This is a genomic window from Gelidibacter salicanalis (genome assembly GCF_016469035.1).
GTDB lineage: Bacteria > Bacteroidota > Bacteroidia > Flavobacteriales > Flavobacteriaceae > Gelidibacter > Gelidibacter salicanalis_A.
In genome coordinates this window covers 64,742-85,535 of sequence record NZ_JAEHJZ010000032.1, presented here as the reverse complement: position 1 = coordinate 85,535, position 20,794 = coordinate 64,742, and the positions used below count along the sequence as shown (strand labels likewise).

13 protein-coding genes are annotated in these 20,794 nt (G+C 35.1%); 2 read left to right on the top strand and 11 right to left on the bottom strand.

From position 1 onward, the window contains the following. Nucleotides 1–10: 10 nt before the first annotated feature. The 11 genes from JEM65_RS12965 to JEM65_RS12915 all read right to left on the bottom strand — a co-directional run bounded on the left by JEM65_RS12965 (nucleotide 11) and on the right by JEM65_RS12915 (nucleotide 18,851). Nucleotides 11–1,642 carry a sulfatase gene (locus tag JEM65_RS12965; protein WP_233530649.1) on the bottom strand — a complete coding sequence of 544 codons (1,632 nt, stop codon included), beginning with the start codon at nucleotides 1,640–1,642 and terminating at the stop codon, nucleotides 11–13. 362 nt (nucleotides 1,643–2,004) lie between these two features. Beyond that, a complete protein-coding gene (locus JEM65_RS12960; protein ID WP_199600185.1) occupies nucleotides 2,005–3,570 on the bottom strand; it encodes an MFS transporter in 1,566 nt (521 codons plus the stop codon). Between the two features lie 3 nt (nucleotides 3,571–3,573). Further along, the gene (locus JEM65_RS12955) at nucleotides 3,574–5,394 is read right to left on the bottom strand and encodes a CRTAC1 family protein (RefSeq protein WP_199600183.1); all 1,821 of its coding nucleotides are present in this window, start codon (nucleotides 5,392–5,394) and stop codon (nucleotides 3,574–3,576) included. A gap of 99 nt (nucleotides 5,395–5,493) precedes the next feature. Further along, on the bottom strand, nucleotides 5,494–7,437 hold the full coding sequence (locus tag JEM65_RS12950) for a glycoside hydrolase family 127 protein (protein WP_199600181.1): 1,944 nt from the start codon (nucleotides 7,435–7,437) through the stop codon (nucleotides 5,494–5,496). A 40-nt stretch (nucleotides 7,438–7,477) separates the two neighbouring features. Further along, on the bottom strand, nucleotides 7,478–8,986 hold the full coding sequence (locus tag JEM65_RS12945) for a family 16 glycosylhydrolase (protein WP_199600179.1): 1,509 nt from the start codon (nucleotides 8,984–8,986) through the stop codon (nucleotides 7,478–7,480). A 47-nt stretch (nucleotides 8,987–9,033) separates the two neighbouring features. Further along, on the bottom strand, nucleotides 9,034–10,467 hold the full coding sequence (locus tag JEM65_RS12940; protein ID WP_199600177.1) for a sulfatase: 1,434 nt from the start codon (nucleotides 10,465–10,467) through the stop codon (nucleotides 9,034–9,036). 283 nt (nucleotides 10,468–10,750) lie between these two features. After that, nucleotides 10,751–12,484 carry a RagB/SusD family nutrient uptake outer membrane protein gene (locus JEM65_RS12935; protein ID WP_199600175.1) on the bottom strand — a complete coding sequence of 578 codons (1,734 nt, stop codon included), beginning with the start codon at nucleotides 12,482–12,484 and terminating at the stop codon, nucleotides 10,751–10,753. A gap of 20 nt (nucleotides 12,485–12,504) precedes the next feature. After that, on the bottom strand, nucleotides 12,505–15,699 hold the full coding sequence (locus JEM65_RS12930) for a SusC/RagA family TonB-linked outer membrane protein (protein WP_233530648.1): 3,195 nt from the start codon (nucleotides 15,697–15,699) through the stop codon (nucleotides 12,505–12,507). Nucleotides 15,700–16,312: 613 nt separating this feature from the next. Further along, a complete protein-coding gene (locus JEM65_RS12925; protein ID WP_199600173.1) occupies nucleotides 16,313–17,170 on the bottom strand; it encodes an AraC family transcriptional regulator in 858 nt (285 codons plus the stop codon). Nucleotides 17,171–17,266: 96 nt separating this feature from the next. Then, nucleotides 17,267–17,911, bottom strand: coding sequence for a bifunctional 4-hydroxy-2-oxoglutarate aldolase/2-dehydro-3-deoxy-phosphogluconate aldolase (locus JEM65_RS12920; protein WP_199600171.1), 645 nt, complete (start codon nucleotides 17,909–17,911; stop codon nucleotides 17,267–17,269). Continuing rightward, nucleotides 17,901–18,851, bottom strand: coding sequence for a 2-dehydro-3-deoxygalactonokinase (locus JEM65_RS12915; RefSeq protein ID WP_199600169.1), 951 nt, complete (start codon nucleotides 18,849–18,851; stop codon nucleotides 17,901–17,903). Before JEM65_RS12915 ends, JEM65_RS12920 begins: the two co-directional genes overlap by 11 nt. A gap of 260 nt (nucleotides 18,852–19,111) precedes the next feature. Between JEM65_RS12915 and JEM65_RS12910 the strand changes: the two genes are divergently transcribed. Together JEM65_RS12910 and JEM65_RS12905 are read left to right on the top strand one after the other, a co-directional pair. Next, nucleotides 19,112–20,134, top strand: a complete 1,023-nt coding sequence (locus JEM65_RS12910) for a family 16 glycosylhydrolase (RefSeq protein WP_199600167.1) — start codon at nucleotides 19,112–19,114, stop codon at nucleotides 20,132–20,134. Then, nucleotides 20,122–20,529 carry a hypothetical protein gene (locus tag JEM65_RS12905; protein ID WP_199600165.1) on the top strand — a complete coding sequence of 136 codons (408 nt, stop codon included), beginning with the start codon at nucleotides 20,122–20,124 and terminating at the stop codon, nucleotides 20,527–20,529. The genes JEM65_RS12910 and JEM65_RS12905 overlap by 13 nt, the downstream gene beginning before the upstream one ends. Nucleotides 20,530–20,794 lie beyond the last annotated feature (265 nt).

The window sequence follows — 20,794 nt, the reverse complement described above, 5'->3', positions numbered from 1 at the left end:
GTATTTTTATTTACAATTTTGCCATATTTCCTTCCCAACCTTTATTAAACTGATCCATAAGTTCTTTAACCACCTCCGGATTTTCAAAAGCTATATTTTTTGTTTCTGTTGGGTCAATTGTATGGTCAAATAATTCGATAAAGACAGGTTCTTTTTCTGGATTTTTATAATCCTTCCAAACAATAAATCGGTACCTATCGGTACGCATTGCATAACCCATTAAGTTATTTTCGAATAATTTCCGGTCCCATTTATCGCCTTGTTGTTCAATAATTTTACCTTCAACCTCTCTAATTAAAGGGCCAAAATAGGTCTCACGCATTCCCTTTGACAATGGGTTTGCAGCCCACTCTCGTAATGCAGGTGTTGGAAATTGACTGAAGGCAGCACTTTTCCAATTTCTATTCGGTTTTTTTAATAGGGGAACAAAACTTTGACCTTCTAAATGTGTTGGCAGTTCGAGACCTGCCAATTCCGACAGAGTTGGATACATATCAACCAACTCAACTAATGCGTTGGTTGTTTTCCCTCTACTTCCTGATGGCATATCTGGAGTCCAAATCATCAAGGGAACTCGTGTTCCTATTTCATAATTTGTGGCTTTACCCCAAATCCCCATTTCGCCTAAATGCCAACCATGGTCTCCCCAAACGATAATGATGGTATTGTCTCTTATGCCTGCGTCGTCCAAAGCGTCGATCATTCTACCTATTTGAGCATCGATATAAGAAACACTGGCCAAATAGGCATGTTTTAATGTTCTTGCCAGGTCATCTTCAATAGGACCTTCTTTAGGGATGCCATATCTGGCACGCAATTCAAATGAAGGATGTAAACCCATGGCAGCACCATTTTCTGGACCAGAAGTTTGAGTAGCTAATTTAATGTCATCAGGGTTATACAAATCCCAGTATTTCTTGGGAGCTAACCAATCTAAATGCGGCTTTTTCATTCCAAGACCTAAAAAGAAAGGCTTGTCAGGATTTTTTTCTAACATATCCTTCATGGTAACAATTGCCAACTCTGTATTATAACCATCTTCATAAAAAGTGTCAGGTACATCTGCATTTTCATAAGCTGGCCCTTTACCTAGACCGTTTCTAGGTGCATCTTCGCCATATTTAGCAATCATGTCTGCCATGTTTTTTCTAAACATTTCTTGATTTTCAGGCAAAGCAAAGCCACCAGGAGTACTTTCTTTCTTAATCGTCATTTTTTCAGTGGCAGCTTTCCTACTCCAAGACAATTCAAGATCACCAAAGGCATCATTATGATATATTTTTCCAGTATAAGTAGTTTCATAACCATTAGCCCAAAAATGCTGTGGTAAGGTTATCATGTCTGGATTTTCATCCCTAAAATAAGTGAAGTTTTCTATAACATTAATTGTTTCTGGACGAGCGCCTGTCATCAAGCTTGCTCTAGATGGGCTACAGATTGCTTGTTGACAATAGGCTCTATTAAAAAGCAAACCATCACTTGCCAATTTGTCCAAATTAGGTGTTACTACGACATCAGAACCATAAGCACCGAGTTCCGGACGTAAGTCATCGATAGCAATAAACAGAATGTTTGGTTTCTTTTTCGATGTTTCTTTTTTTGAAGTTCCACTTTTTGTGGTCTCATTTGTCTTACAACTCATTGCAAGTAATAAACACCCTATTAAAATCAGACGTATTTTCATAAGACTTATGTGTATTAATTTAGTTTTATCTGGTATGACAATTTCGAAAAATTTAAACCGATTTTAAGTGTCAAAATTACCTTTTGTGTGCATTATATTATCTCAATGGTGATTTGGATAGGAAGTACAACTATTCACATTGTATTTTTAAAAATATTACAATTTTTAAAAATTACTCTATGCCATCTAAAAGCAATGGCTGTGGCAGTATAGGTACATTAATAGCATCCAATAATTAAATTTAAGAAGTCAAAAAGTATGTTGAAGAAATTTCAATAAAAATGTCTTTTCATTTCCAAAACATTATTTAATTAAATTGACTATTTTTTTTTCAACTTAGCCTGAATTTCTTCTATCGTTAAATTCTTTGTTTCTGGTAAGTATTTATACAAAATCACTAGTCCAACAAACACTAACCCTCCGTAAAATAAAAAAATGGTACTTGCCCCCATATTAGCAAGCTGCCACGGGAAAAATAATTGTGTTAAAGCACTTATTGTACTAGAAATTAAAGCGAAAAAAGGTATAGCGATACCCCTTAAGGATATTGGAAAAATTTCAGAAAGCAGTACCCACATTATGGGACCTACCGAGAAATGGAATGCCGCAATAAAACTTAGAATCCCAATTAAAATTAAGGTTGCATTTAATACTGCAAATTTTTGTAAAAAAACACTTGAATTATCTCTAGCAGATATCTCACCCATAACGTTTTTAACCGCATCTTTAAATTCGATATCCGTAGCAAATTGCTTACCAACTAATATTTTTAATTTATTAACGTCTGAAATATCCTGCATTTCAGCAATTGCTTCATTAGTAACTTTATATTTAGCAGTGCCAAACCCATAAGCACATAAACCTAAACTCAAAATAACCCAAACTAGGCCAGAAATCATCATAGGTCGTCTTCCTGCTTTATCAATCATAACAAGTGATAAAATCGTAAATATCACACTGGTTAAACCAATCCAAATTGCTTGTTCAAAGGCCGCATTTTCGCCTAAACCTAACTGTTCCATTACTGTTGGCGCATAAGTTAATACCGCATTGATGCCTGTGGATTGCTGTACAATGGCCATCGTTAAAGCCACTATGGCTACAATACTCATTTTTTTACTAAAAATCTCTTTTAATTGACTTCCAACTGAGCGATCTTTATTGCTTTCTGCAACGCTTTGCTGCATTTCGGCCACGTGTTTATCTATTTCCCATTCTGGAATCACTTTGGTTAAGGTTCGTTTTGCTTCTTCAAATTTACCTTTATAAACTAACCAAGCAGGACTGCAAGGAACCGTATAAAGCAACCCAAACCATATTAGAGCAGGGATAATTTCAATGCCTAACATCCATCTCCAAGTATATTCTCTTATCCCAAATGTTGTGACCCATTCAGCATCAGAGTTAGTGACTTGTAAAATCCAATAATTTATAAAATACGCTGCAGTAAGCCCAATAACAATATTGATTTGCGTCATCGATACTAACTTACCACGCCATTGTGCAGGAGCTATTTCGCCAATATACATAGCGGCCAAAGTGATAGAGCTAAATGCCAGACCCCCTAAAAATCGGGCTCCAAATAAGGTAATAAAAGAAGGTGCAAATGCAGACCCTAAAGCTGAAATTAAATACAGTGCAGCGATGATTTTTAAAGTTGCTTTACGTCCGTATTTATTACTAGACCAAGCAGCCAATGGCAATGCTACCAACACACCAATTCCAGGTCCAAAACCAAGGGCGCCCACTTGCCATTCATTGAGATTAAATTCTGCCGTTATAAATTTAAATGCACCTGATATTAAAGCGGCATCTAAACCGAATACAAAACCGCCCATCGCAACGATAGAAGAATAGGCAAATGCGTTTCTCTTGAATGAACTCATGAATTATGGTGTATTAATAGTTCCAATGGACACTATGTTATTTAAATTTTTTACCTTTTGATCAATTGTTTCGCCGTTAGAATAAGTGACTTTTATTTGTATAGGCTTATCACAATCTCCCAATCCGAAATGAACAAGATTATTAAAACTAAGTGAGTAAGCCGCTCCCGTAGAACCTATGCGTTGTTTTTGTGAATTGCCACAAGCTTTAATTTCTACTAATGCCCCAAGCGCAGTTGCTTTTTCTGATTTTGAATTATCAACATCAATAATTACAAAATTGTTTTTTTGAGCTTCAGATAATTCATTTTTGAATAGATGCCATTTTCCGCGTTCATTACCGATAACAACATCTATCTTACCGTCAAGATTATAATCAATAATTCCAACAGCCATGCCATTAGCCCCTAATTCTGTTGTAATTATATTGTGATTTTCTATTTTTTCAAATCCTAATTTACCTTTATTTAAGTAAAGCAATGATTCATTTTCATAAATTAAATCACCTCTTTTAATAACCAAAATATCCTGAAATCCATTATTGTCAAAATCAGCTGTTTGAACGCCCACGGAATGCTCATCAAAAGAAAGTTTAAGGTGTTTGGTAACATCTTCAAAACGCCCTTTTTTATTTTCTAATAACACATCATTCAAACCTTTTGGATGATTTGATTCTTTATAATTTTTTACACCGTGAACAATTCCAGAAGCAGGCGCGAACAGAAAACCAGCGATGCGCCATTTGTTATTTCCAACATAACCTATGTACCAGCCCTTTTTATCTTCGTAGTTTGCATTGTCAGGAAAACCGAGCGCATTGCTATTTACCAATTTAATATTTTTACCAGAGTGTGTTTCACCTTCAAATTTATAGTCATAAGACGATTCCCCTATAAAATAGGTATTCGCATTTGGCCATTGTGATTGAAAGTTTTCCATATTTAGCACTTCTCCTACTTCTAAATCATCAAATTGAAATGCACCGCGTTTTGTAAAAAATCCGAAAGTTTTCGATTCTTTATCATAGAAAGTTTCTCCTTTTTCAAAATCTAGGCCTCTTGTAAAATAGAGATCAAAATCGCCATCATTATCATAATCAATTTCAGAAATACCAGTGACCTCATCTAAATTGTAAGGGAATATTTTATCTGTGACGTCCTTATAAGTTAAATCACCATTGCCTTGATACGCTTTTACGTTTCCATGACCATACAATAAAATATCCAAAATATTATCCCCATTAAAATCTGTAACTAAGGTTTTTTGTCCATCTACTTTAATGGCAGGCAATGTGGAATGGAGTATAAGATCCCCATTTCCATTGTTTTTATAGATGTAATTCTCAGTTTTACCTTTTTTTTCTGAATCTGGGAACGCAAAGTTCAATAGGTCTAAATCACCATCATTATCGCCATCTATAAACTTTACGGTTCTGCCTCTCATCATTTCTAAAGGAATATCAAAATCTGGTAATGGAATAAACTCCCTTCCTTTTACCGTATATATCTTTGAATTTCTAGCATTACTTCCGGAACCGCCACCACGCGACATAATAACTTCTAACTGGCCATCTTTATTAATATCTCCAACAGCAATTCCATGTAGATCGCCCATAATAATGTCATAGGGTTTTGCGAATTTTCCTTGATTATTCCATAAAACTTGAACTCCCAAAGTATGGTCGTTTAGGAGTAAATCCGGAAAGCCGTCTTGGTCTAAATCTGCTACCACCGGTGCATCCCACTTTTTTAAATTTTTATCTTGTCTTGGAAAATCTTGGAAAACTTCAGTAAACGAGTTTTTCCCAACCTTAGTTTGTGCCAAAAGATACGATTGGCATGAAAGAATCATCAAAAGACAACAGATAACGGCCTTTGTTGACCGTGTTTTTTTATTTTTTACTAACATAAAGCATATTAAATTTTAATTATTCCAAATTACAGGTAAGAAAACAGTCATTTCTGCTTGTCCTCTATTACTCCAAGCGTAATATGGAACCAATTGCGTTTTATAGGATTCCCAGTTTGGTTTTTCAACACTTCTGTACATGCCTGATTTATGATCTTTCCGCAGTAGCAATTCAGTTTCAACAACCGTGACGCCACCTAAAAAATTTGGTTTATGTACTGCTTTTAAAGGCGCATCCCCATTAAAATAAACATCTAAAATAGTAGTACCGTCAGGAAGATCTGGAGATTCTATACAATAAACTACAGGCCCTCTTTTTATAGCAACCTGATTTCGAACTTCCTCAATACGAGGATGACCTTCTATTAATTTAACTTCCATTATAAGATTTAATGTAATAACATCCCCTTTTTTCCAAACGCGGTTGATGACTGCAAATGTGCCTGGCTGCATTTCAATATCTACAGTCTGATTATTAACTGAAAGCATCGCATCTTCGCACCAAGCAGGAATTCGTAATTTAATATCAAAAGCCGATGCTTTACATTCATCAATGGTTATGGTTACCAACCCATCCCAAGGATATTGAGTATTTTGAGAGAGTTTGATTTCGGAACCATCGGACAAATTGGTTTCCAAATGATTGCTTCCATATAAGTTTACAGAAACTCCGTCTTCAGTAAGGCTATACGCCCATCCTGAAACCTTGGCAACTGTTCTCACCAAGTTTGGTGGGCAACAAAAGCAGTCCAAATAAGGCTGTCTATTTGGTGTTTCTGTAATATTTTCATGAGAATGATAATCTCTCGTATTATTTACCATTCTTAATGGGTTGGCATAAAAATAATCTTTACCCTCCACACTTATCCCAGACAATCCACTGTTATATAATACTAATTCTATAATGTCGGCATATTTGGATTCCCCATGAATAGTCAACATTCTGTAGCTAAACATGGCATTACACAAATTAGCACATGTTTCATTATACGCCGTCATATTAGGCATCATATAAGCATCTATAAAGCCTTCCTCAATCATATCTAAATTTGTGGAAGCACCATAATGAGCCTGTCCTACGGCACCAGTAACATACATTTTCTTCTCAGTGATATTCTCCCATAGCCTATCGAGGGCATCAATCAAGGCTTTCTCGCCCGATTCAGAATATACATCTGCAGCACCTGCATAATAATATAACGCTAAAACGGCGTGCCCAACAGCTTCTTCAGAAATTCTTAAAGGCGTGCGCTCTTGGACCATATCTCCAATAGGATAGCCCTCTGTAGTGGAGTCATGTTTTACCTCATACTTGCCTCTATTATTAATGAATTTTTCTGCTAAGTTCAAATACCGTTGATCATCGGTTATTCTAAACAAATCAACCAATCCCATAATTTGAGTCTGGTTAAAACCAAAACGCCCATAATGCTTCGTATCGGGCATAAAGATTGTGAAGATCAAATCGGCATGTTTTATGGCAATATCTAAGAAATTTCTTTTTCCTGTAATTTTATAATGAGCACACGCGCTAATCAATAAATGACCGCTGTTATACATTTCATGATATTTCCTGTTTTCATACCTATCAACCCCTTCTCTTAACTGAATTTGTGTTTGCAAATAACCATCCTCCTCTTGTGCCTTAGCTAGGATAGCAACATATTCATCGAGTTCATCTAAAAGTTGCTTGTTTTTAGTGTGGGCATACACATAAGTTTTGGCTTCCATAAACTTGTAAAAATCACCATCATGCCAAAACATTCCCTTATGTTCACCTTCTTTTTCACCTGCAGCAATTTTAAAGTTATTCAATGCATGGCCGACATCTCCACATAAAACATCGCCCATATAGGGCACCATGACATCCTCGCACAATTTAAATTTTTCTGCCCAAAATCCATTGGTCCAATTACAATCTCCTATATTTATTTGTGTTAATTTCTGATATGTCTTCATAGTGTAATTAGGGTGTAAATTTTGAAATTTTAACTTTTACTTATTTCGATTTCTTAATTTCGATATCGTCAATAAAGAGCTTTGCAGCTCTTGTTTTAGGCAAATCTTTTTTATGGATTTCAATCAACATTTGATCATTATCCTCAGAGGCCTTTTGTCTTGATATTTTTGATTCAACCTTCACCCACTGACGTCTTGGAAGCGCTGAAAGATCTGTAAATTCAATTTTTAATTCAGGACTTCTAAGAGTGACATGGATTTTTTCAGGAACACGCCCTTGATCCAACCAAACTTTCATGGATACTATATAATCTCCAGCTGGTATGTTTAACGCACCTTCTGGAGAAACAACTACTACTTTATCGGCTTCCAAACTTTCATTTTTTCCGAAACCAGAAAACTTAAGACTGTTAACTCCTGTAGCGTAATCACCTTCTACGATGCTTAGATATTTTGACGACACATCATCAAATAACCAAAACTTTTGATAGTCGTTAGGCGTTGAATCTTCGGGAACCATAGTTAAAGGTCTCGGCTTTTCTTCAAATAATACAGGACCTTCAAAACCATAAAAAGCACGATCTCTAGCTAATAGGTTATCTGACGGTTGTTGCCAAACGCGCATATATTCAACTTCAAAATCTACAGGCAATTCTTCTTTATGAGGAAGTCCCAACCATTTGAATATTTCAGAATCCAACCACACTTCCATTGGGTTGTTAAGTATCCAATCCAAACCAACATCATCTTGAGTAAAATGATGTACCATTTCTCCATCTATAAATAATTTAAGAAAATCTACGCCCCATTCTGCGCCATACACATGAAAGTCATCGGCGGTTCTAAAAGGTAGATCCTCGGTATGTTGAAATACGTTTGTTGGCCTTTCTGCAGGAGGGCTCCAATCGTGAGCGGTAGCTAAATAAGAGTTTTCTCTAATATTCCCTTTTTTATTTTTAGGATTCCCCATCAGCTCAAACACATCCAACTCTTGCTCATATCCAATAGCCCAAAATGCTGCGGTGATGGCAGCGTCTCCCACTTTGGCCTTAACTTCCATATAGCCATTCAAAAATCGCTTTTTAGTAAGCACGGCAGCCGTAGTAATAGGCAATGGCTTACCTTCATACATGCCATAGGCAGCTGATCCCATATTGCCATCAGCATATTCTTCCTGCGCAAATGCATAATCAGGCTCCCATTGGGTTCTTAATTTAAGTTTACCATTTTCAACAATTACATTATGTGGGACAAATTGAGAAGGCGCTCGTCCTTTCCATATATAATAATCACCATTCAACCCCTCAACAAACCATTTGGTGGTATCTATTTCTGTGCCTTCAAACTCATCGCTTACGTCTTTGTTAAGAACCCATCCTCCTGTGTTTTCAGGATCAGAATGCGGATAATACAAAATGTTTTTATCTTGATTATGGCCCACTATTGACTGTGACTCTAATACTGATTGTTTTTTCACTTGACAACTTGCATTTAAGAATATAAATACACTGAATAGAAGTGCAAGATTGTACTGTTTTATATATTTCATATCACATAACTTTAATTCCATTTGTACTTAACAAATGTGCTATTTTTCTAATCTAACTTTTTAGTTCGTGTCACTGGTAAGTGCATTTCTTTTTCAACAAGCTCCGGGCTTCTGTAGCGATCCATACGATCTATATCATACTTCTCAAACTCTTGTTTTAGCATCCACATAGGTCGCTCTAACGTAAGCTCCCATTCAAAAAGTTTTTTATACATATTTCGCACTTGCTCTGGGTATTTTGAAGCTAAGTCATTTTGCTCGGCGATGTCCTTAGACAGATCATAAAGTTCTGCTGGCCTGTCCGGGAATCGAATTAATTTATAATCGCCTTCACGAATTGCGCCACGAGCTTCCTTTTTCCAATATAACGTCTCATGGGGTCTTCCCTTTATTTCGACTTTTAAAAATGGAATTAAATTTACCCCATCTATATCTTTTAAATCAGAAACATCACCTCCACCGGCCGCATAAAAAGTGGGTAATAAATCCAAAGTACTCACGGGGTAATTATAGGCAGTATTTCCTTTTAAATGTTTGGGCCAGCTTATTAAAAAAGGGACTCTTAAGCCACCTTCTAAATGGTTTGATTTAGTCCCACTTAAAGGTAAATTTATAGAAGCATTCTTATCAGTTGGACCTCCGTTATCATTAGAAAAAACCACTATTGTGTTTTCATCTAATCCCAATTCCTTTAATTTATCTAATATCTTTCCACTGGCACGATCCAAAGCCCAAGTCATCGCTGCCAATTCTTTACGTTTTCCTGTTAAATCTGGAAATCGGTCTAAATCTTCCTGTGTAGCCTGCATTGGCGTGTGTACTGCATTAAATGCGAGATATATAAAAAACGGTTTATCTTGATTTCTTTCAATAAATGAAATGGCTTTATCTGCAAAAACATCGGTAGCATAGCCATCTGGTTCTTCAAAGTTTCCAAAGTCACGCTCCATTTTATTGTCATGATGCACGTTTTTGAAGTTTTCATAAGCAAAGTAATTACGGGCACCACCTCTAAAACCATAAAATTCGTCAAACCCTCTTTTTAATGGATGAAAACGATCGGCATCCCCTAGATGCCATTTACCATACATCGCATTCACATAGCCCAGTTTCTTAAGATAATCCGCCATGGTGACCTGATCTAATGGCAGCCCCATATCATCTCCTAAGAACTTGGAATTATCGCTCATATAACCAGGTACATTTATCTCGCCATATCCAAACCGTTGTTGGTATTTTCCAGTTATAAGCCCCGCTCTTGAAGGCCCACAAGTGGCATCAGTGACATACGCTTGTGTAAACTTGACACCTTTTTTTGCTAATTTATCCAAGTTTGGAGTTTTCATTACCGTACTACCTTGAAAACCAAAATCAGCATAACCTGCATCATCAGCAAAGAGAAAGACAATGTTTGGTTGTTTCTGTGCATAGCTGTTGTGAAGAAACAGAAATGTTGTAAGAATAAATAGAATTTTTTTCATGTTAATACTTTTATAAAATGGATTAAACAAATTAACTTTAAATATTCAACTAATCATTAGTAGAATTTACCCTTCGATTACCAAAATTTACCTATTCGATATTTTTTAAGTTAAATCTATTAAGGCTTCTTCTAAAATTAAGCAAATAATTTCCTGATTACATTTTGAGATACTAATTGAAATTAGACAACCTTTTTATAAAAAAAATACCGAACATTTTTGTTCGGTATTTTCAAAATAATGACTAAGCAAACAAACCATGTTTGGATATTCCAGGATTTTATTAATAACCATCATTTTGTAACATCGCCGGAGCCTTTTCGATTTCGGTGGCAGGGATAGGCAAATAATACTGTCTTTCAAACCATGGTCTTGTAACGACAGTATATTCTGTAAATGAATAAACGTCCAATGTTGTCTTCGTCCATTTTAAGCCTTTTACAGGAAAACCTAAATGGGCTTCATTCATCCACCTTCTTTCATCAAAAAAGTTGTGTCCTTCAAAAGCCAGTTCTATACGCCTTTCTTTTTTAATAGCTTCTAAAAGTTCTATGCCACTTTCCGTAACTGCTGGCTGTAAAGCTCTTGTAATCACTTTATTCAAAAATTCACGGGCTGCCGCTTCTTGTCCAACATGATATGAAGATTCAGCATAATTCAAATAAATTTCAGCTAAACGATATAATATATAAGGCCGTTGAGATGATATATCTGTTAATCCAATACCTTCGTCCTGAAATTTCCGAATGTTATACCCAGTTTTTGAAGAATGTCCCTGATTTACCCCGATTCCATCCACCAATCCTTTTGGAGAATCTGGCCCATTGAGTGAACTGTTTCCAGAAGTTAAAGGGGTCAATACAGCATAATCTACCGCACGCCCCCTAAACATTGCACCTTGAAAATTAAGATTGGCGTAATACCTCATTTCTCTGTTATTGTTAGGATTAGCTGGGTTGTAGGTTGAAACTGAACCACTCGTTTTCGTACCATCTGCCATATTAAACTCTAAAGCAAAATTATGGGAAGGCGAAGATAGTCCCCATCCACCATAACCGCTAGGAGATTGTGTTTGATCCCACAATGTATTCACATCGGTACCAAAATCATAATAATCATTTCCATAAGGACGCACGAATATATTGTCTTGATTAGGTGTTAAAAATAGTTTTTGGTAATCGGTAGCGTTATTTACAGCAATCAAATCCCTAGCACCTACTAAATCAATAACGGCCTTTGCCGCATCTGCTGCATCTTGCCATTTGCTCGCTTTTGTATAATCATACAATGGGCCATTTGGTGATGTGCTTGGGTCATGTAACTTACTAGCAGCATATAACAAAGTTCTGGATTTTACAGCTAAGGCTGCTAATTTAGTCGCTCTACCATATTCCGCATCAGGACGTGTTTCAGGTAATATTGCAGCGGCTGCATCAAGGTCCTGAATTATAAAATCTACACAATCTTCATAGCTATTTCGCACTAAATTAAAATCATCATTTAAGCCTAATGCACGGTCTAAAATAGGAACACCACCATAAAAACTAATAAGTTTGCTATATAGATTGGCACGTAAAAACTGCATTTCTGCTTTAAGCAAACTTACCTTTTCTGGATTATCTTGCATAGCTTTACTAGTATCAATCCTATCTAAAAACTCATTAATCGACCTTACATAAAACCAATAATTACTCCATTTTTCTTTAAAAACACCAACATTGGAAGCCGTCCATCCAGCTCTAAGTCTATACTGATCTATATCGTTAAAGTTAAACTTAGCTTCATAAGATGCTCCTTCAATATTAAATCGTCTTGACCACCATTGGTTTTTGTTCAGCCCCCAACTTTCAGTACTGTTGTAAGCAGTAAAAACCAATCTTTCTACTTGGGCTGGATCACTATAAATAAGATCTTCAGCAAAGGCATCTGATGCTGTGGTGTCCAAAACATCTTCACAACTTATTGTTGCAAATAATCCACATGCAACAAAAAGATATTTTAATTTAAAATATTTCATTTTTTTCATTTTTATATTTATTAAAAACTAAAGTTCACACCGAAAGTATAGGTCTTGAGTGAAGGATAGGTCGCATTTCTGAAATTGTTATATCCTGTTGCCTCCGGATCCAAACCAAGTTTATATACATCTGAAAACATAGTCAGCAAATTGAATCCTCTTACAAATACTTTCAAATCACCTATTTTTATATCGTCCTTGTTAAAAGTATATCCTAATTCAATCTCTTTTAGTCTTAAAAAAGAAGCGTCACGCAGCCAAAAATCTGCACCTTCAAAATTATCAACGTTTCCACTTTGATTACCGCTATAACTATCGCTAATTCCAAAGGCTCTTGGATATTCAGCGTTGCGGTTGGTTGGTGTCCATCTATCATTGAATACATAATCGGGTTTGGCTCCCTGCTGATCAAAAAACACTAACATTTCCGCTTTTGCCTGTCCTTGAAATAAAAAATTGAAATTGAAATTATCATAATTTATACCTCCAAAAATACCGTACTGGATTTCAGGAACATTGGAAGTGAATTTACGTATCCTGTCTTTTGAGTTTATCACACCATCATTATTAGTATCCAAATAATATGGTTCCCCAGGAACAGTACCTGGTAATTTAACTGCTGTAGCATCTACCTGAGCTTGATCTTTAAAGATTCCATCTGTTGGGTAGACCACATATGAATCTAACGGTTTGCCTTCTCTCTTTAAGCCTTCGGGCGTGTCGGCAGCTTCAGCTAAATATTTAACTTCGTTTTTTGCTTGTGTATAATTAAAGCCTAGATTGTAATCTACGTTTCCGATTTTATCTTTCCAAACCATTTCAATCTCTAGACCAAAGTTATTTACTTTCCCAATATTTTCTGCTGGCAAGGTTAAGCCTGCAGCATCCGGAATTGCCTCTGCCCTTGTAACCAAGATACCCTCCCTCTTTTGATAAAAATAATTAATGTCGCCAGACAGCCTGTAATTTAGGACAGTAAAGTTTAAACCGATATTTTGCATAAAGGCGGTTTCCCATGTAACATCCGGATTAGGCACATTGGCACTGGTGTAACCATTGTAACTTGTTCCTGCTAAACCAAAAACATAATAGTTAGGTCTTGCCGCATTTACAGGACCACCATAATTATAGCGTGTTAAATATTGAAATGGCGCAATCCGGTCATTACCCATTTCAGCATAAGATGCTCTTAATTTTAAGGCACTCAACCACTCTATATTTTTCATATATGATTCTTTGTCTATTGCCCATGCCAAGGCAACCCCAGGAAAGGTACCGAAACGGTTATTGGGCCCAAAATTACTTGAACCATCACGACGTATTGTAAAATCAACAAAGTACTTTTTGAGGAAATCATAAGATAACGATCCAAAATAACTTACCGTAGCGGCTTCGCTAGAAGAACCACTGGATTGTTGCCCTTCGTCACTACCCGCAAATAATTCTGAATGATTATCGGTTGGAAAACCTTTTCTCTCCGCCCAAAAATTGCGCGACTTAGAAGTTTGTTGCTCATATCCAATAAAGCCACTTAAGGAATGGTTTTCTGCAAAGGTTGTAGAATAACGAAGTGTTGAGTTTAATAATGTTTCATCAAATTTCCAAAAACTTTCGTTCAGTATTCTTTCATTTCCACGTTGTGAGAAACCTGTCGATGCAAGGTAGTCATTTGAAGCAGTATCAAAAGCATATACCGTCCAAGGGGTGTACCAAGATTTTTCGTCATTGTTCATTCTTCTTACACCTGCATAACCATTTAAACTTAATCCATCAACTAGATTGCTTAAATCCCAATCATAAGAGAACCTACTTCTCAAATCATTATCTGTTCTTTTAACAAAACCAGATTCATTACTTGACATCACATAGGGGTTTGCTCCATTCTCAAGTCCAACACCAGAAGGCAGCCCATTAGGATACACGCCAACTAAAGTAGGTTCGTTCGTATAAATGTGTTTGTAAATATAGCCTGCATCCACGCCTGGTTCTGTTGTTTTCCCAAATCGTCCAGATAAATCCACGCCAATTTTAAAATTTTTAGTGATATCAATATCTAAATTAGAACGTATTTGGTTTTGATTAAAACCTAAATCTCCAGAAGCGTACATGCCTTCTCTATCTGTTACATCTCCACTGACAAAATACTTAACATTCTCACTACCCCCTGAAATAGACAGAGATGTTCTAGTTTCAGGAGCTGATTTCGCAAATGTAAGATCACTCCAGTCTGTGTTAGGAAAATTGAGAGGATCATTATTAGATGCAAAATTATTTATATCTTCTTCAGTATAAGGGAGAGGTTCACCTTTTCGATCTGCAATTTCATTGTTATAAATGGCATATTGTGAAGAACTCATTAAGCTTGGTGTTGAAGAAAAACTAGCTAAACTATAAGATGTGGATACGTTGATTTTGGGCTTTCCAAGTTTACCCCGCATAGTAGTAACTAAAATAACACCGTTTGCTGCGCGAGTTCCATAAATTGCTGCTGCACCATCTTTCAAAATACTTATAGAGGCAATATCTTGAGGTGATAATTGGGAAAACGACCCTTGTCCTGCTGCTATTCCATCAATTAAAATTAAGGGTGCATTATTCCCTAAAGTAGATTTACCGCGAATTAACAATGAAATATCATCATTTGAACCAGGGTATCCTCCTCTATCGGATACAATTAAGCCAGAAACCTTACCCGCCAACGATTTAGCTACATCCTTATTGGAAGTGTTCTGAATTTCAGCAGAATTTATAGTACTAACAGATCCTGTGAGCTCTCCTCGTTTTCTTGTGGTATAGCCCACAACGACAATCTCGTCAAGTAAGGCCGTATCTTCTTCAAGAATTACGTCAATTGACGACTTATTTAAAATCTCAATTTCTTTGGTAGTATACCCAACATAAGAAAACACTAACACAGCATTCTCAACATTTACATCTATAGTATAGTTTCCATCAAAGTCAGTAACGGCGCCAACAGACGTTCCTTTTATTTGAACATTCACGCCGGGTATCGGTCCATTGGCATCTGAAACTATACCCGAAATAGTTTTTTGTAATGACACAAACAAACCAAATTCCGGTTTGATGTTTTCTGAATTAATATACGCATAAGAGTGAGAAATCGAAATTGCAAATACGCATAGAGTAAGTTTGAATTTTAGATCAAATTGTAAATAATAAGGATATAGCATCCTTAAAAGAATGTTATTTTTCATATTTTTGTTTTGAATAAAGGATTGAATTAAGTTTTAATCATTTGAACCAATCGGGAAATGAACCACCATTTTCCGATTTTTATTGAAATGATTTCGTTGATTACTTTTGAGATGTTTATATCATTAATTGTTTGATTTTAAGTAGTTAAATAATTATTTATTAGTTCGCGTCAAATTAGAATAAGAAAGCGCTTAACACAAAATTAACATAAGGGTTTTATAAAAAAACATTCTAAATTACCCTAGAATCTTATAATTTTACCCAGTTTTTAATAATTTGAAACTAAAAATGTTAAATGGACAGTAGAAATATTGTATTGGATATAAATAGAATAGAGTAAACCTTCCTATATTTTGCCAACACTAAAAATTATAAAAAAGTGAAATGATATAAACATGTTTATATTATCTCTGATCTTGAGAAACAAAGTTGAAATGCAGAACACATTGATAATTGAACACATTCAATTATGAAGATAATTATGTTAAATCTCGAAGGGTTCTTCGCAATCTCTTTTTCACCAGACGCACGATGATATAAAATTACATTTCACATTCTGTTAATAAATGTATTGAGCGTAGAAAGTTCGATATTTCTTAGGTAAGTGAGAACCTAAATAGCTTCTCGGAAACTTTTGGGTGTAACCCCCATTATTTGCTTAAATTGCTTATTGAAATTGGTTATGGAGTTATATCCAACAGCGTAGCAAACTGAAGATACAGAAATGTCATCTTGTACTAATAGACGCGAAGCATTTTTGATTCGCACCTCATTTAGAAATTGGGTGAACGATTTATTTGTTGTTTTCTTGAAAAACCGACAAAAAGAATTAGTAGTCATGCACGCCACATCAGCAATATCGTCAAGCCCTATATTTGCGGCGTAATTATCGGAAATATATCTTAACACCGTATCTATACGCTCAGAACTTTCTGTGGTTGATTGTCTCATGTCTGAAGATGATAAAATGCTAATATCATCTGTCAATGATAACTTCTGCAAAATAGTCAAGATTTTTATGTATTGCTCAACGGACGATAGGTTAGGCAAGTTTACAATTTCATTATGAAGCGCCAAACTTGTTTCTACGCCAAAACAAATCCCGAATTTTGATTTATCTAAGAGTTTCTTGATTTCAATGAAATCAGGTAGTTTGAATATCTCATTGCCTAGAAAATCTATGGTGAATTTTGTTATAATTGTTTCCACTTCTTCCGTGCTATCTTCCTTGTAATAAGAAGGATCATTTCTCCAAAGATGTGGCAAATAAGACCCCACCAAAACTAAGTCTCCTGGTTGAAATGCTGAGACGCTATCGCCTACAAAACGTAGTCCATTACTCTTGGTTATATAAATAAGTTCAAATTCAGGATGATAATGCCATGCGACATCTAAACAGGGAAGAATCCTTCTTGAGACACTTAATTTCTTATAAGCATTTGTATCGGCGTTTTTTAACACGAGCTTCATAAAACCAAAGATAGTTATTTTTCAATAATAACGAAATTGAATACTAAATTGTCAAAAAAACTGCTATATATCCATTAAATTGTTAAAAAAATGTCTTTACACATAATCTTTAATCTCATTTTTTATACTCTGAAAATGATTTTTAAGACCAATAAAATCACCATTCTGTATCAATTTTGTATTAAGCAAAGAGCTGCCCATGCCTACACCAATAGCACCTGCCTCAAAGAAAGATTTAATATTATGTATTGACACACCTCCTGTGGGCAGTAATTTTATCTGGTTCAATGGGCCCATCACATCTTTTAAATACTGAGTACCTAATTGAGTTGCAGGAAATACTTTTACAGCGGATGCTCCAAGGCTCCAAGCCTTATAAATTTCTGTTGGTGTATATGCCCCAGGAAATATTGGTATATTTTGTGAAACAGTACTTTTAATGACCTCTTCATTTATTATGGGAGTTACAATAAATTGCGCTCCTGCACTTAATGCATTATTTAGATCATCTTTAGAACAAACGGTTCCTGCACCAACATTTAGAGTTGGAAACTCTTTGCGAAGAACCCTAATGATATTGATGGCTCCTTCTGTATTCATTGTAATTTCTATGGTATATAAGTTGGCCTCTAAATAGGTTTCAGCAATTTTCAAAATTGTTTCTAGAGGGGCGTTCCTTACAATGCCAACTATTGGAGCTTTTTTATATAAGTCCCAATTAAAGGATGTTTTACTTTTCATAATATTCTAGTATTTTCTTTTGACCAACTAACACGGCTTTTTCAACTATTTCATCATCTAAGAACATATAATTACCTGCACCAATAATATGGTCCAATGCTATTTTGTACAGCTTGGAAAGTGGATACGGAGCGGCTAAAAATATCTTTTTAGTTTCATTTTTCAAATATGCCAATTCATCACCAATCAATAAGCCACTTAAATAAAAATAATTTTCAGCTTTGGTGGATTTCCCGAATAAATCATTCACTCTAATTGAAAAGAGACTTGAAGAAAGTTTTCCTTGACTCCCTAATTTTACGCCTTCTAAAAAAGGACCTTCAGAAATTTGTTCTGTATCTTCCTTAATAATTGAATTAGACAATATGCTTATTTGAGAGAGAATTTCAAAAAGCTCTCCGGTCATAAAACTTTTGAGTTCAATAAAATGACCTTCCTTATATAAGAGATGCTTACTATGTGTACCAGGTAAAAGTAAAATACCTTCATCGTAGGATTGAAGATGCTCTTCAAATCCAATGGCTTGCGTCTCCTCCCCTCTCATTACGCCTTGTGAATCTTTAATTCCCGAAATTAGTAAAAGTTCAAAGTGATTTTTTAATTGCAGCATCTTTATTTCTAAATCCTTTCCATCTGCTTTAATTGGCATGTTGACATAATCCAATTCATAAAGGCCAATACTAGAGGATGCCATGCCCGAACAAATAATCACATGATTTTGATGTTTGATTGGCAAAACTTTAATTTGACTTATTATGTAGTCAGAAAAAAAATCAAATTGGCATAATTCATTTTGTGCTGTATATTGATCGTAAACTTTTTTAACACCTTGATTGGTTATAATTTCATTTATAACGTCCAAAGAAATTGCATGAACAACTCTTAGCCTAAAATTGCTTGTTCCCCAATCACAACTGATAAAATATTCCGGGATTTCCATATTTGAATGTTTCTAGTCTTAACTGTAAAAAAACCAATCTGTTTAATTGATAAAAATTATGTACAATTCAAAACTCATTATTGTCAAAGAACTGTATAAATGAACACTATTAGATAGTATCTATTATCCTCATGTTGCATTATTTTACCTTTTTATTTCAAAAGGTAATTTTTGCTTATCAACAGGTAAATTTTAAGAATAGTATTCTTTTCTTTTCTAATTACTTTGTAAAAATCATTGTTTCTAATTAATATATTATCATGAAATTTACCCAACATTTCAATATTGCATATGTAGCAATTGCCATTTTTTTTCTCCTGTTAACTTGTGGAAATAATAAAAGCATCACCCAAACTAGTACAGGTACAAACATAATTGTTTATCCATTCTCTGACCCTGCCAATTTGGGAAATTGGACACTTAATCCAGAGATAAGTGATGAGTTTAACGCTTCGTCAATTGATGAGGACAAATGGTACATCGTCGGGAAATTTGAAAACGACAAACCCTTTTACATACACCCAGACAAACCAAATAAAACGGTATGGAAAGGGCGCGCTCCTTCCCAGTTTTCAGGTAGAAATTACCGTTTAGAAAACGGAAAACTCATTTTAGAAACACGTTGGGAACCAGATTTTCCATTTAGTGAAGAAATAAAGACACCTGTATTTGGGGAAGCCTTACCATACGAGAATATAACTACAGCGTGCTTTATAGGCAGAAACGAGTTTACATATGGCTACATCGAAATTAAAAGTAAAGCTGCAGATGCACCAATTTCAAGTGCTTTTTGGGCTATGGGTAAAAAATTGGAAATTGATTTTTTTGAACTTTATGGAGGTTCTTCAAATCCAAGTAAATCTCATCTTGATAGTCAATTATGGTGGTCAATAAGAGATTGGGAAAAGCCACTTACAGGAAAACCAACCTATACAGAAATGAAGGATGTAGGTTTTAGGGTTGCTGACGATTTTCATATTTGGGGTATTGAATGGGATGAAAATGGTGTAAAGTATTATATAGATGGTCAATTATTTTCTTCTGTAACGGCAGATGAGGTCACCTCATGGGTCAAACAAAACCGAAAAGAACTTAATTTACCTGATGACTATAATGGCTATGTAGCCACTAAACCCATCAGCTTATGGCTTGACCAAGAAGTATTTCCATGGCATGACATTCCAAAAAGTAAGGAAGAATTAGAAGCTAAGAGTCCTGACGATAAGAAAGATGATGGTGTGGTAGATTTTGAAATAGAATATATCAGGGTTTGGCAAAAATAATAATCAGTAAACTAAGTATAACATTTAATATTAATATGATGAAAAAAATTATTCTAACATTATTACTCGCAATTACATTTACAGCAACTTACTCACAAAGCAAACACCAAGAAAGACAAAATAAATATTTTGTTGAAGCTGCCACAAAAGAGTACAATTTAAACAAACTGCAACAAGATGAGCTTAAAGTTATAAGAACGGCAATGGTTGTGGCGTACGGAGAGGCTACCAAACAAGAAAAAAGTGGAGACATTACTTCTGCAGATAAAATATCAAAAACGCAAGAAGCAAGTAAAAATTTTAACAATGCATTAATTAAATTGACTGGAATACAATATGATGAATTAGAGCCTTTTTTAACTAGAATGCGCGCAGAACTGAAACAAGTTAAATAAGGAAAGCTTATCAACACATGTTTTTAAGTAAGTTATAAAGTGTAAAATAGAGACAAGGATCATTTGTTCTATATTTTACACTTTTTATTTTTAAACATAAATATTTAGGCTGATACTAAATGCTTGAGTGAACTCAAAATTATGCTAATATATAGTTCACTTTAAGACATTTAAAATAAGACTATCATATATGCCTCGACCAACAACCAAACAAAAAACTATGAAATAAACGAAGGATTTGGCATCTATGGAAAATGAAATTCAC

Coding starts and splice junctions, on each gene's coding strand:
- JEM65_RS12915 (WP_199600169.1), bottom strand. CDS start 18,851: ATGGAAATCCCGGAATATTTTATCAGTTGTGATTGGGGAACAAGCAAT.
- JEM65_RS12940 (WP_199600177.1), bottom strand. CDS start 10,467: ATGAAAAAAATTCTATTTATTCTTACAACATTTCTGTTTCTTCACAAC.
- JEM65_RS12945 (WP_199600179.1), bottom strand. CDS start 8,986: ATGAAATATATAAAACAGTACAATCTTGCACTTCTATTCAGTGTATTT.
- JEM65_RS12925 (WP_199600173.1), bottom strand. CDS start 17,170: ATGAAGCTCGTGTTAAAAAACGCCGATACAAATGCTTATAAGAAATTA.
- JEM65_RS12935 (WP_199600175.1), bottom strand. CDS start 12,484: ATGAAATATTTTAAATTAAAATATCTTTTTGTTGCATGTGGATTATTT.
- JEM65_RS12960 (WP_199600185.1), bottom strand. CDS start 3,570: ATGAGTTCATTCAAGAGAAACGCATTTGCCTATTCTTCTATCGTTGCG.
- JEM65_RS12965 (WP_233530649.1), bottom strand. CDS start 1,642: ATGAGTTGTAAGACAAATGAGACCACAAAAAGTGGAACTTCAAAAAAA.
- JEM65_RS12910 (WP_199600167.1), top strand. CDS start 19,112: ATGAAATTTACCCAACATTTCAATATTGCATATGTAGCAATTGCCATT.
- JEM65_RS12950 (WP_199600181.1), bottom strand. CDS start 7,437: ATGAAGACATATCAGAAATTAACACAAATAAATATAGGAGATTGTAAT.
- JEM65_RS12920 (WP_199600171.1), bottom strand. CDS start 17,911: ATGAAAAGTAAAACATCCTTTAATTGGGACTTATATAAAAAAGCTCCA.
- JEM65_RS12930 (WP_233530648.1), bottom strand. CDS start 15,699: ATGAAAAATAACATTCTTTTAAGGATGCTATATCCTTATTATTTACAA.